The sequence below is a fragment of the Microcoleus sp. Pol12B3 genome, assembly GCF_036701355.1.
In the GTDB taxonomy this organism is placed as follows: Bacteria; Cyanobacteriota; Cyanobacteriia; order Cyanobacteriales; family Microcoleaceae; genus Microcoleus.
On sequence record NZ_JAUBQS010000001.1, the window covers coordinates 204,074 to 217,550 of the forward strand.

The 13,477-nt window shown below is 46.1% G+C and carries 10 protein-coding genes and 1 tRNA gene; 2 read left to right on the forward strand and 9 right to left on the reverse strand.

Annotated elements, in window-relative coordinates:
- Window position 1: 1 nt before the first annotated feature.
- The 5 genes from QUA53_RS00930 to QUA53_RS00950 all read right to left on the reverse strand — a co-directional run bounded on the left by QUA53_RS00930 (window position 2) and on the right by QUA53_RS00950 (window position 7,742).
- Window positions 2-1,678, reverse strand: a complete 1,677-nt coding sequence (locus QUA53_RS00930; protein WP_333094386.1) for a CheR family methyltransferase — start codon at window positions 1,676-1,678, stop codon at window positions 2-4.
- Between the two features lie 381 nt (window positions 1,679-2,059).
- Complete coding sequence (locus QUA53_RS00935; RefSeq protein ID WP_333094387.1) at window positions 2,060-3,826, reverse strand: R3H domain-containing nucleic acid-binding protein; 1,767 nt, start codon at window positions 3,824-3,826, stop codon at window positions 2,060-2,062.
- Window positions 3,827-3,962: 136 nt separating this feature from the next.
- Entirely contained in the window at window positions 3,963-5,114 is a 1,152-nt protein-coding gene (gene ldpA / locus QUA53_RS00940; RefSeq protein WP_333094389.1) for a circadian clock protein LdpA, read from the reverse strand.
- Window positions 5,115-5,540: 426 nt separating this feature from the next.
- Entirely contained in the window at window positions 5,541-6,863 is a 1,323-nt protein-coding gene (locus QUA53_RS00945; RefSeq protein WP_333094390.1) for a four-carbon acid sugar kinase family protein, read from the reverse strand.
- A 210-nt stretch (window positions 6,864-7,073) separates the two neighbouring features.
- On the reverse strand, window positions 7,074-7,742 hold the full coding sequence (locus tag QUA53_RS00950; protein ID WP_333094391.1) for a hypothetical protein: 669 nt from the start codon (window positions 7,740-7,742) through the stop codon (window positions 7,074-7,076).
- A gap of 96 nt (window positions 7,743-7,838) precedes the next feature.
- Here QUA53_RS00950 and QUA53_RS00955 point away from each other — a divergent pair, with 96 nt between their 5' ends.
- Complete coding sequence (locus QUA53_RS00955) at window positions 7,839-9,011, forward strand: IscS subfamily cysteine desulfurase (RefSeq protein WP_333094392.1); 1,173 nt, start codon at window positions 7,839-7,841, stop codon at window positions 9,009-9,011.
- Window positions 9,012-9,144: 133 nt separating this feature from the next.
- On the opposite strand, the gene QUA53_RS00960 is transcribed toward QUA53_RS00955, so the two are convergent.
- A complete protein-coding gene (locus tag QUA53_RS00960) occupies window positions 9,145-10,149 on the reverse strand; it encodes a glycosyltransferase family 2 protein (RefSeq protein WP_333094393.1) in 1,005 nt (334 codons plus the stop codon).
- 52 nt (window positions 10,150-10,201) lie between these two features.
- The gene (locus QUA53_RS00965; RefSeq protein ID WP_333094395.1) at window positions 10,202-10,933 is read right to left on the reverse strand and encodes a C40 family peptidase; all 732 of its coding nucleotides are present in this window, start codon (window positions 10,931-10,933) and stop codon (window positions 10,202-10,204) included.
- A gap of 108 nt (window positions 10,934-11,041) precedes the next feature.
- Here QUA53_RS00965 and QUA53_RS00970 point away from each other — a divergent pair, with 108 nt between their 5' ends.
- Window positions 11,042-11,980, forward strand: coding sequence for a serine hydrolase (locus tag QUA53_RS00970; RefSeq protein ID WP_333094396.1), 939 nt, complete (start codon window positions 11,042-11,044; stop codon window positions 11,978-11,980).
- A 157-nt stretch (window positions 11,981-12,137) separates the two neighbouring features.
- Here QUA53_RS00970 and QUA53_RS00975 read toward each other — a convergent pair.
- Window positions 12,138-12,226 (reverse strand) — tRNA-Ser (locus QUA53_RS00975).
- A 97-nt stretch (window positions 12,227-12,323) separates the two neighbouring features.
- Complete coding sequence (locus QUA53_RS00980) at window positions 12,324-13,463, reverse strand: patatin-like phospholipase family protein (protein WP_333094397.1); 1,140 nt, start codon at window positions 13,461-13,463, stop codon at window positions 12,324-12,326.
- Window positions 13,464-13,477 lie beyond the last annotated feature (14 nt).

The window sequence follows — 13,477 nt, forward strand, 5'->3', positions numbered from 1 at the left end:
TTTAGTGTACAGCTTCTTTACTGTATAATTGTAACAATTTTTTTTTAACATTCATCAGCACTTGACTAGCTGTCATTTTACCCTGTGAATCTATGGGAGTGTTTGGCGGTAGTGCTTTCAGGATTTCACAAGATGAATTGTACATTTTCAGAGCTCTTTTTACTTGACCTTCTTTATTGTATATATTCCCTAGTTCTATATAAGCTGAAACAAAAGATGGGCACATATAAATAGTCCTCTTTAATAGTTTTTTTGCTATTTCCAATTGCCCCTGTTCTTCAGCTATTTGAGCTTGTAAATAATCAGTATATACTGATCCAGGCTCTACTTTTCTAGCTCGATTACAGTATTCTATTGCCTGAGAATAATTGCCTGCATTTGCCTGCACTTGAGCGATTAAAAAATAAGCATCAAAATTATGCCCTTGCAAGTCTATTGCCTCTTGTGCCTTGTTAATTGCCTCAGCATAATTTTTATTTTTAAAGGATTTTTTGGCCTCTAAAATTAGCATTTGAGGCGTTTTAGTTTGAGTATTTTCTGCTATTATTTTTTCTGTAACTGACACGGCAGTGTTCGGCAAACCTTGCTCCAGATAGGGAGAGGACAGCATCTTCCCCAGCGGATTACTTATTTTTAATACGGGCGGCATCTCTATCTCGGGAAAATTGCTGTTAGTAGTAAAACGAGGTGGCATAGTTTCCCCTGTTAGCAACTCACCACTATCATCGCCCATAGTATCTGCTTTCGGCAATTCCCGAAATGCCGAGTTGGCTTCCCCTACCGTCGCAACCCTAGACTCTATTTGAGAGCCTTCCTCCATTACTGCATCCCGACGCTGATAAACCACCGACTCCGGGAAAATCTTGGGTTCAAACTCGTTCATAATTTGACCGTAAACTTCAGCATGACCGGTCATTAAATATCCTCCAGGTCTCAGGGTATTGGCAAATTTTTTCAGTACCAGTGAAATATACTTATGTTCAAAATAAACAAAAACGTTTCTACACAAAATTAAGTCTATGTTATAAAGATTTTGGTAAATATTAGGAAACTCATCTGTGATTAAATTTACACAGCTAAAGGTTACACTTTCGCGCAATTCTTGATTGATTTGCCAATCATTTTGCCTCTGATGAAAATACTGCTTTTGTATCTGCGGTTCAACCAAGCGAAATGACCAATGACTGTAAACTCCCTGGGGCGCTTTTTTGATTACTTTTTCATTGATATCTGTACCTAAAATTAATATTTTCCATTGTTCCCAATCTGGAATCAATTCTTTTAAAACAATAGCTAAAGAATAAGGTTCTTCACCGGTAGAGCAGCCCGCACTCCAGATTCGCAGTGTCGGCTGCATTCCCAATGTCTTGTGCAAGTTTCTTTTCTGCTCTATCAATTCAGGGAAAATTAGTTTTTTTAACAGAGAAAACTGTCCTTTATCTCGCATGAAATAACTTTCAATTGTTGTTAATAGCAATACTAATTCTGACCATTCATTTTTACTTTCCCAATTTTTGGCAGTTAAAAGCTTATAATATTTTTCGGGTTCGGCGATTTTTTTGGCTCTCATTCGAGTCATAATTTTATGAGACAGACCAGCTCGATCTTGGGACCTAATTCGCACACCAATCTCAGTAGTAATTAAGTTGATAAATAGCTGAACTATGGAATCATTCATGTCAACTTAGGGAGATTAATTTAATAATTTGGGAAGTGCAAATTTTACTGAGCTGGTGCTGAGTTTGTGCTGATCATAGCTGCTAGCCTGCGGCTCATCCGTTCGCAAAGCCGAAGGGAGCTGAAGGGAAGTGCGTAGCTGAACTATTGAGAATTGGGGAACTTGTAAGAGCGTGTAGTCGAAGTATTGGTAATTGGAAATTGGAGAATTGGAAATTAGAAATTTAGCCGATCGCATTAACAATAACAGTGTCACAGAACATCATATCAGAAAGTGGCCAGCTACTTAAAGGAAAAAGGCAACAGGTAAAAGACAGAAGCCAGGAAAAAATTATCCCTTCTGCCTTCTACCTTCTGCTTTCAAAGGCACTACTCTCCAACTTTAAGCTGGATATATCCGCAAGCGGCGATTGGGTTCTTCCCCAAAACTGTGGGATTTCAGGTGATAGTGTTCCACAAGTTCGTGCTGCATTTTGCGGACGTTGGGAGAACGGGGCAGGAGTTCCACCGGCTGTCCCTTGGGAATGACAATTTGCTCGACTGCCAAGCGGGTTTCTTCGAGAGCTTCGAGCTCGTCAGAAGAACCGCTGCGGGCGAATAAGGCGAGGTCTGCAACTTCCGGGGTGCCGGGGTCATCCATGTCCAACAGGCGCCGCAAAGCTCTCGCTACGTGGGGAATAGTGCCGGCTTTAATTGTGTGCAGGGGAACTTGACGAGTTTTGGCCAAGTGCCTCAATTTCGACTGGTTCCGAACGTTCGATCGCAAAGCCAAAACCACGTCAGCGCTCTCAATATCCTTCGTCAGCAGTACCGGCAGGTTCAGCGTCGAAATCACCTGTTCGAGCTGGTGGCGAGCTATGCCGTAAGGATAAACGTGGAGGGGCAAATCTTCGCCGTTAGGGCCGACATTCTGGGAAAAACGTCCGGGCTTAGGTACCGGCTCGACGGACAGGGATTCTTCGAGCAGTTGCTCGAAATACCGAGTCTCAGCAACCGGCGCGCTTTTAGCAGCGAAGTTCTCGCTGGGAGCGGGCATCGGCACCATTTTGCCAGCACTCCGCCACCCAGAGAGCGGTGTGACGGGTCGGATTGCCGATACCGCAGCCGGGCCGCTGGAAGCTGCCATCCCCGGAAACCGGGCGGGGGGAGTGGCCGACTCCTGCTCGATAATTACTTCTCCAGTCTCGCTGACGCTTCTGATTTGCTGGCTCGGTTCGCGTCCCCGCAGCAGAGTGTCGATCGAATCTGCAACTCGCTCGTGTATTACCCAGCGCTGGCGTTCCAGCATTTCGATGGCAATTTCAAAAGTTGGCGGTGCTTTGCGCTCCAAAACCGTCTTTTGAGAACCGCGCCGTCTTGCTTCGTCATCTCCCAGCGTCACCGCTTGGATGCCCCCAATTAAATCTGCCAGAGTCGGGTTTTTCATCAAGTTTTCGATCCGGTTCCCGTGGGCGGTACCGACCAACTGCACGCCCCTTTCGGCGATCGTCCGAGCCGCCAAAGCTTCGAGTTCCGTGCCGATTTCGTCAATCACGATCACTTGCGGCATATGGTTTTCCACTGCTTCGATCATGACTTGGTGCTGGAGTTCGGGACGGGAAACTTGCATTCTGCGAGCTCTGCCGATCGCTGGGTGGGGAATATCTCCATCTCCGGCAATTTCGTTGGAGGTGTCGATGATTACCACCCGTTTTTCCAAGTCATCGGCGAGCACGCGGGCAATTTCTCGCAGGGCCGTGGTTTTGCCGACTCCGGGGCGGCCGAGCATCAAAATTGACTGACCGGTTTCCACCAAATCGCGGATAATACCGATCGTCCCGAACACAGCGCGGCCCACCCTCAAAGTCAAGCCGATAATCTCGCCGCTGCGGTTGCGTATGGCGCTAATTCGGTGCAGGGTTTGCTCGATACCGGCTCGATTGTCGCCGCCGAAGTGGCCGACTCGCTCTATGCAATAGTTGAGGTCTGCCTTGGAAACTGGCGTTTGGGAAAGAGGTTCGGCCAAGGATGGAAAACGAGCTTCAGGTCGGCGGCCCAAATCCATGACAATCTCAATGAGATTGTTGCGCTGCGGGTGCTGCTCTAAGGGCTGCCGGATCTCATCTGGCACGATGTCTAATAATCTGTTGAGGTCGTCTGTAATCTGCATTCGCCTCGATGTGTTCGGTGACGTTTTCAACTTTTTACTCAGTTGTCAGTTAACAGTTATCAATTGCCAGTTGCCAGTTGTTTTTTACTTGTAACTAATGACTTCTGACTAATAACTAATAACTAATGACTTCTGACTAAAATTCTTTGAGCTGGGAAACTAGAGAACAAGCTAAACTCACGGCCTCCGAGAGAAGTTCTGGGACGGCTTCGAGCTGAGGTAGCCGAGATGTTTGAACTTCGGCTGCTGGCCGCGCCACTGCCACCGGAACGGCATAGGCTCGATCGATCTGCATTGTTTCTAATTGTTCTAAAATTGGCGATAGCAAAACCCTGGCATAGCTGCCGTAAGCTACACCTGCAATGTATGGGACAGGGGGAACTGACAAATTTTTCCCGCCATCCTTCATCAGTCCCTCGGCTCTCAGCTTGCTGACAGTGTGAGCATTAGTGCCGCCTGCAAGTTGCACGTATCCCGGCAACTGGGCAGCCAAAACTTTTTGACCGAGTTTGACCGCGGCTCTAGTAGTTCCTGTTCCGATATCTCCGCTCATTGGCCTACCGTCAGTTTGCCAAATTAGGGGACAAGGAAGGGGGGAAATTATTTGATACAGTGTCCGCAAATAATCAATCAAACCGTCTCCATCGGGGCAACTAATTGCTATTACCTTGAGTTGAGCGACCCAGGGAGCTATACTCGACCAAAGTCGCGCAAAATCTGCCTCTCTGCCTACTTGCGTGTGGATTTCTAGGGCGTCCGCACCGGATTGCAAGATTAAAGGTGCGATCGCGGCTGGAGCAGACACGTAAGAACGAGTATAAATTAGTTGGCTCGGACAAATCGGCAGACAGCGACCGCAGCCATAGCATTGCTGGTCTATCACCCCGGAAAAACCACTGCCAGCACTCTGAAAAACTATTGCTTCGGCTGGACATATTTTTTCGCACGGCCGCCAGCAGTCCGCCGGACAATCGGCTGGGTTGAATTCGGCTTTGCGAAAATGCGGGTCTTCCCCATCGTTTAAACTCACCATCAGCAACGGCAACCCTTTGCCGCCAAACCTGCGGTTTTGAGTTCTTGCCTGTAATTCGCTGGCCACTTGTAGGGCTTCTTTCGCTGCGGCGACGGCGGCGGGATCTGCCGCGACATCGATACAGTCAGCGCCTGCTAAGGTGTAAGCCAAGGTGAGATTCCGTACAGCAGGCAGGTGTTGAAAGCTCGCCCCACAGATCAGCTTGAACCAATGGCCATTTTTTAATGAGTTTAGGGGATGATAATGTTCTGTCACCCTTATATGCTAATCCTTTCAGCTAAAAATTACTATGTGGAAATTTCTACTTAATTTTAAAATTTACGCTGATACAAGCTGGAAACGCTACTGATAGCAGTAGCTCTAGTGCTGTTTGCCCTATATGTAGAGTTCTGAGGTAAGTATTTTTGAGAAATCTAATTTTTTTGATAGTGCCTAACGATGAGGCGATTTTCAACTTTGGCGATCGGTTTGGCTTACAGACAGACCCTCTATTGTATCATATTTGGATAGATTTGGCAAGAAAGAAGTAGGCTAGAAATTTTTTTTGCAGTGGTCGCGCAGTGGCAATTGCCATAAAGTTCGATCGAGCATTGAAACCCATCGACCAACCGCAGATGAACATTCTCCTCCCTGACTCGAAGCTAAATTCATCTGGGTTAATCTGCGATTGGTCGAGCTATACTACTTGCTCAGCCGCTTGTAAACCGTAGCCAAAGCATGGCTATCCCCCACATTTCCCGGAAACAAAACAACTGGCAAATTGGGAAACAGAGGATGATTAGCCTCGGTTTTCACCACCGAACAACCTGCGATAATTTGACCGATTTGCCTGACACTTTTGAGCGACAAACCTGTACTCAAAACATCATTAGAAGTAATGCCACCCTTGCTAATCAAAAACCCGATATCTGCGGGCAGTCCCCGCACGATATCCATCAACAAAGCAGAAACCGCCTCTCCAAATTTTAACCTGGTTTCTGCATTGTCAAATTCGAGTTCCTTACGGCTGGTATAAATTACAGGCGTTTTGCCATCGGCATGAGCAGTGCGGACTTTTTCGAGAATTTCATCCAGCATTTGAGCGCGAGACTCTAGTGAATCTTCTACCAAGTGAGATACATCTATTTCAATGCTAACTATATTGGGTTCTTTTAACAAGCGCTCCAATTGTTCCGTAGTTTTCTTAACGTGGGAACCAACTATTACTGCACCAGGTTTGCCATCCCTCACATATTTTGCCATTTCGTCGGCTGCTACTGGCTGCGGGCCGAGGTCAGCTAAGGATGTTAAAATACTAGCTGCGCTGCGAAATAAAAACTTTTTGCCTTGACTGACTGCATTGAGAATGTGTTTGGCAAATGTGTCTAAATCGCCTTGGCTTTGGCCGTCAACAACCGCACATTGGTTGTCTGTCATGTCCATCAGTCGATCTAAACTTCCGTAGCGAATGTCTGCCAGTAAAATGCGATCGACTGCATCAGCGGGGATACGACCTTTGGTTTTTTCTTCTACATAGTCTGGCAGGTAACTGTGACTGTATCCGAAGACTGAATCTTTGGCAAATTCGGTTTCGTGTACTGGTGTCGGGACGCTGTTAACTATTAGGTAATGCACGCTGTGGCGGGTAATTCGGCCTCCTTCAAAAAAGGCGGGAATCAGAAAATGAGCGTCGAAGGGGCCGAGTTCTTCGGCGATCGCGTCGGTTTCGATGGGATAGTGGCCGCGCAGGGTAGAATCGGAACGGCTAACTATTAGGAAGTCTTCGATTTCTTCGCTGGCGATCGCCCTTTTTAGATTTTGGCACACTTCGCGGGTGACGGAGGCTGCTTTTTCGGGAGTTAGCGATCGAGTATTTGTCAGTATGAAGAAAATCGGGCACTTGTCCCGCAGCCCCAAACGCAGGGTGTCTTCGTCCCAACGTGTCAGCAGCAAGCAACTGTGCACGGTTTGAGAACCAGTCGGATCGTCGTCGAGAACTATAATCTTGGGTTTAACAGAAGACATACTGACCTGGTTGTTAACGTCACATTTCCAAGATATCCTTACCTGTTACGTAACAGGTAAAAATTTACAATAGTTATGATATTTTTTTCACAATTCTCATAAATTATAATTTTCTCATAACTTATAATTTGGAGAATATGTTTGAGTTATATCCGTTCAGTAACCTGCATATTGCTACGGGGTAAGAGGCGCACGCAGCCGTGTTCGCTACTAAGTTTTGCCATTTTTAAAATTAGCAGCGTTTCGATCTTGCAACTTTTTCATTTCTGCTTGAACTCCCACGGCTACCTGCAAAGCTTCGTTGAGCAATCGTCCTTGTTGGCTGGCTCGATCGCTAATTTGCAGGGCATTCAAATTTTTTAAGTTATTGGCAAACAATTCGGAGTTAGTAGCGACAAATTTTTTGTTTTCCCTAAGAATTCTTTCTGTTTTCAAAGCTCGAACTAAATCGTCTCTGATTAGTTGCAAAGCTTGAATAACTTTTGCGCGATCGCCGATTTTGACTTCCGCATTGCCAGCATCTTCTATCTTGTCATTAATTTCAATCGCTTTGATTATACCATTATAGCGATCGACATCATCAAAAAGATGGATTAAATGTTGGTTTTGCCGGCTGCACCGAATTTTCCAGGCATCCTCAAAGATTAAACCAACTATGGCAGCGAAGTGAAGGGCGAACCACAACAAATAAGCTCTAGGAAATATCGCAACTAGCAGCCAACAACTGATGAGAACCAAAACAATTAAACCGACTGTTTTCAAAGCTTCGCGGGCAAACTTAGTCGCTGTCGGGGGCCGGTATACGCGATGGGGCCCCGCGCCGGTGAGGTGCTTGAGCTCACCGAGAGTAATTTCTAATCCCTGAATGTCAGCTCGCATAAATCTTCACAAATATATGTTAATTATAAAGTTTTGTAGTACGAGAAGGGGGTCGTCTACAATAAACCTAACACTTTTTTCAGCAAAAACTGCACTATGTCCGCACGTCCTATATACCTCGACAACCACGCCACAACCCAGGTAGATCCACGGGTACTTGAGGCAATGCTGCCGTATTTCACCGAACAATTCGGCAACGCAGCCAGTATCAACCACGTCTACGGCTGGGAAGCAGAAGCAGCGGTAAAACAGTCACGACAAATCATAGCAGAAGCGATCAATGCCTCCCCAGAAGAAATTGTTTTTACCAGCGGCGCAAGCGAAGCAAATAACTTAGCGATTAAAGGCATTGCTGAAGCTTATTTCAGTAAAGGAAAGCACATTATCACTGTAAAAACCGAACACAATGCAATTCTTGACCCCTGTACCTATTTGCAAAAATTGGGGTTTGATATTACTGTTTTACCAGTGAAAAGCGACGGGCTGATTGATATAGGCGATTTGATTAAAGCGATTCGCGCAGAGACAATTTTAGTTTCCGTGATGACGGCTAACAACGAAATTGGCGTCATCCAGCCGATCGCAGAAATTGCTGCAATTTGTCGCGGAAATGACATTATTTTTCACACAGATGCGGCACAGGCGATCGGCAAAATTCCCCTCGACGTAGAGGAGATGAATATCGATCTAATGTCCTTGACAGCCCACAAAATCTACGGGCCAAAAGGGATCGGTGCTCTGTACGTGCGCCGCAACAAACCGAGAGTGCAACTAGCGCCGCAAATGCACGGAGGAGGCCACGAACGGGGAATGCGATCGGGAACTCTCTACCCGCCGCAAATAGTTGGATTTGCCAAAGCAGTAGAATTGGCAATTGCAGAAATGGAGTCGGAAACCGAACGAGTGGTTAATTTGCGGCAGCGTTTGTGGGAAAAATTGAGTGAATTAGGCGATGTTTTTCTCAACGGTCACGCTACGAAGAGATTGCCGGGGAATCTCAATATTAGTGTAGCCGGGGTTGACGGTCAAGCGTTGATGTTGGGTTTGCAACCGGCGGCGGCAGTTTCTTCGGGATCTGCTTGCACTTCGGCGAAAATATCTCCATCTCATGTTTTAGCAGCGATCGGGCGATCGGACAAATTAGCTTATGCTTCAATTCGGTTTGGTATTGGCCGCTTCAATACTGAAGCCGAAATAGATGCAGTCGCCGAACACGCGATCGCAACTATTACATCTCTCCGACAAGCTCAAAAAGTCAATCAATTTTAGATTTGAAATTTGAGATTTTAGATGAGAGAATTGAAGATTAGGAAGTAGTTTTGAGTTTTGAGTTTTAAATTATTTAACTTACAACTCAAAACTTTCCCTCTTTTTATGGCGGAGTATAATTGGTATCGACCCCTTACTTAGAACCAAACACCTCGCGCACCCGATAAATCGGTTTTCCCTGCGACTCGTGATAAGTCCGCATCATCACTTCCGCCAGCAAACCAAAACAAAATAACTGCACGCCAGTCAACAGCAAAACTACAGCCAAAATCAGCAAAGGACGATTTCCAATAATTTGACCAAAACCCAATTTTAAGACTGTTAAATAAATTCCTAAAACCGTTCCCAACGTCATAGAACTCAGTCCCAAAAGTCCAAAAACGTGCATCGGTCGAGTCAGGAACTTTTTCATAAAAGAAATAGTTAACAAATCCATCAACACCCGAAAAGTCCGCCAAATTCCGTACTTACTTTGACCGAAACGGCGGGCGTGGTGTCGCACAGGCAGTTCTGCAATTCTCGCCCCTTCAATAAACGCCAATGCCGGCAAAAAGCGGTGTAATTCCCCGTACAGATTCAAGTCTGCTACCAACTCGGATTTATAAGCTTTCAAAGAACAGCCGTAGTCGTGCAGAGTTACGCCTGTAACGCGACCAATTAACCAGTTCGCAATTTTAGAAGGAATCAGGCGGCTGATAGTATTGTCCTGCCTATTTTTGCGCCAGCCGCTAACTAAATCGTAGCCTTCATTTAACTTTGCCAACAACAGCGGAATATCAGCCGGGTCATTTTGCAAATCGCCGTCAAGGGTAACAATAGCACGGCCGCGAGCGCGATCGAAACCTGCCGACATGGCAGCAGTTTGCCCGTAATTGCGGCGCAAAATTACAGCACAAAGGTCATCGCGAGTGCTGGCTAACTGCTGCAGAAGTTCAGCAGAACCGTCCTTAGAACCGTCATCTACACAAATAATTTGATAGCTGAGTCCCGATGGTTGGATAGAAGAGGCGATCGCCTCAATCAAATGAGGCAAACTTTCCACCTCATTATAGACCGGCACCACCACCGAAACATCAAGAACAACCTCAGCCTCAGCTTGCTGTGCAGCCAATTTTTCCAAAAATAATGCAGCGTCCATTTTTTTATTCGATAATATCAACAGTCAACCGTCAACAGTCAACCGTCAACAACTAACTAGGTTGATAACTTGCCACAACTTTACCATATCCCCGCAATTGCTGGTAATAAGCTTGACTGACTAGATCCCCACCCTCCGACAAAACATCGATACCGATACCGTTGCGACCTTGTGCTTGTCCCGAACTGTGAATGTAGCGATTATCTCCGAGATACAATCCTACATGAGTTGCTTTTTCCGGCGTACCAAAAAATACTAAATCACCCGGTTCTAAAGCGCTAATACTAATAGGTTTAGTAAAAGCTTCCTGCTGATAAGCATCCCTAGGTAACCAGATGCCCGCAGCCACAAAAGCAGCTTGCATCAATCCCGAACAATCATAATTTGGCCCGACTGTACCGCCCCAAAGATAATAATTGGATTGGTTCATAGCCTCACAAGCAAAACTAATTGCAATTGGCAAATTTTCCCTAACTTCTGCCTCAGAAATCACCAGAGGATGATACACTGTTTCGGCCACATCGAGCAACTCAACATCTCGAATATCCAGCCATCCCGGATAATCATCTTCGCACAGCCGCACCATCACAGCCGTTGTATCCCCCTCAACAAACGAGTCTATGCCATTTCTCTCCCCCGACCTAACCTGGGGGGGGTCAACTACTCGCAAATGTCGCCCCAGCGCTGCTTGAGTTGCCAATCGATCGCACTTTGGGGAATCGTAAATATTTATGTGCGATCGGGCTCGGTACTCCACAACATCTGATAATTGATAATTGGCCATTGCTAATTGCTCATTGTTTGCTGTTAATTGTTCGCATTTATTGTTCGCATTTAACGAGAGATTGCCATTAGCTGCTAGCCGTTAACCGTTAAGCGTCAGCCATTAACCATGACATTTTTTCACAAAGACGAACAATTAGAAACCCTCGGCAGTAGCATTATAGACTCCGCATTGTCAAAATTTACAGGATTAAGTGGCGATCGTACAGCCATTACCTGGGTAGTCTACGATCCGCCGGTGCGAGTCAATACAGGCGGCGCCCTGAGTCCAGAAGAATTTTGGAAATATCAACCGCGAGGTTTTAGCGCTAGAGCTTCCGAACGAATTTATCCCGCCAGCATCGTCAAATTATTCTACCTCGTTGCCATCTGGGAATGGGCGCAAAAAGGCATGATTCAAACATCCCCAGAATTAGAACGCGCCGTCCGAGATATGATAGTTGATTCCAGCAACGACGCCACCAGTTTAGTAGTAGACGCCCTCACCGGCACCACCAGCGGCCCAGAATTATCACCCGCCCCCTTTGAAACTTGGAAACAGCAGCGAAACATCGTCAACCGTTACTTTCAATCATTAGATTGGCCAGAATTAGAAAATATTAACGTCAATCAGAAAACCTGGTGTGACGGCCCCTACGGTCGCGAGCGAGCAGTTCTGGGAGAATTAATGGAAAATAGAAATATGCTGACCACAAATGCAGCGGCGCGTTTGCTGCACAGTATAATTGGCGGCGTAGCTGTTTCTGCCCAAGCATCGCAAGAAATGATGGGTTTAATGAAACGCAGTTTAGATCCAGCAGAATTAGAGGCAGATCCCGAAAATCAAGTTACAGGTTTTTTAGGTGGGGGATTGCCAGAATCAGCAAAATTGTGGTCAAAAGCGGGACTGACAAGCCAAGTTCGTCACGATGCTGCTTATATTGAAATAGCGGGTTTGCGGCCGTATTTGTTGGTTGTATTTACCGAGGGCAAAGAGAATAGCAAGAATGAAGAGATTTTGCCATTTATATCGCGGCAATTTGTCGAAGCGATGAAAGTGCTTAATTAGATTTAGTAGTTGATTATTGCGGCTAGACTAGACTTGAATTGCAAAAATAATTTATTTGGACGCTGCTCAAAGCCCATCCCACAAAATTTTGTGGGATGGGCGTTGAGCGGCGGCCAAAAATTTGATTAAAAGGAATTTTTTCCGAGAAGCTTTAAAACGGAGAGGGAGGGATTTGAACCCTCGAAGGATGTTAACACCCTTAACAGATTAGCAATCTGCCGCTTTCGACCACTCAGCCACCTCTCCAAGATGACAGTAACTAACTATAGCACACACATCTTCTTTTTGCCAACCCCTTATTGAAAAATTCCTCAATCCCTTACTCTGTATACTTTTCGCGGCCTCAACCTTCAGCCTCTTCCCCAAAGCCCCTAGCCTTCAAGTGCTTCTCCCAACTAAAATTGGAACTCAAAAAGAACCTCTTAGTATACAAATATCCCAAGCGGTACAGGTGAGCCTTGCGATCGGCATCGAGATTAAAGTCCGTCGTCGTCACCCCAGCTTCAGTCACATCAATATTAATCACCCTGCCCTTATCCATTTCTCGCTGGTGATAGCGGTCTCTTGCTTTCATCATCGTTCTGAACATCGCCGCCAGCATCGACAGGGGAGTATCAATCTTAGCTTTAGTCTCAATTCCGGTATCGACTAATCGAAACCCAAAGGTAAACCAGCGCGGCGGTGCAGGAGTCGAACCGACGGATTGTTTGTCATAAATCCACAGGGGGAAATTGCTCAAAATTCCGCCATCTACAATTAAGTCATCGCCGAGTTTTCCGGGTTCAAAAAATAGGGGAATACTCATCGACAATCGAACAGCTTCAGCAACGCTAAAATGTTCAGCGCTTTGGAGTCGCAACTGCTCATACAAAGTATCGGAATCGGTCGATTCGCGTCGGTGTAAATCATCGGGCAGTACCAACATTTCACCGCGAGTGAGGTTGGATATTACTACTTTTAATTCCCGGTCTTTTACGATTTGTTTGACATCGGCAAAAGTGTGCAAGTTACCTCGACCGAGCATTGCTTCCAGCCACTGTCGGAACGGCTGCGCCGAATATTCTCCCATCTGACGGCTAACTGTTAGGAAAAGCAGCGTCCAAGCAGGAGATTGCAAGTCGTCGGCGGGGTCGCCGTTTAAAATGAGAGGACTGTTTTTTTGAGTTAAAAATATGCTGTAATCGAGCTGTCCTAAAATTTCCTCTAAATCATCAATTGACAAGTCGGTTGCCAATACAGCAGCAGTAATTGCACCTGCTGAAGTGCCGGCCAATTTTCGCCACCGGATGCCCAAATCGCTACAGCACCTGAGTGCTCCTAAAAATGCAACTCCCCGCACGCCGCCGCCTTCAAAAACTCCGTCGGCATAGATTTGACCGTTTTCATCGGCAGGCGGAAATTTGCTGAGAATTGTTTCTTTCTCGGTGGCGGTGATCCTGACACCGGGTTCTTGCAAAATTTGCTGCGGATACCACTTGCTCATGGGAAATACCTCCG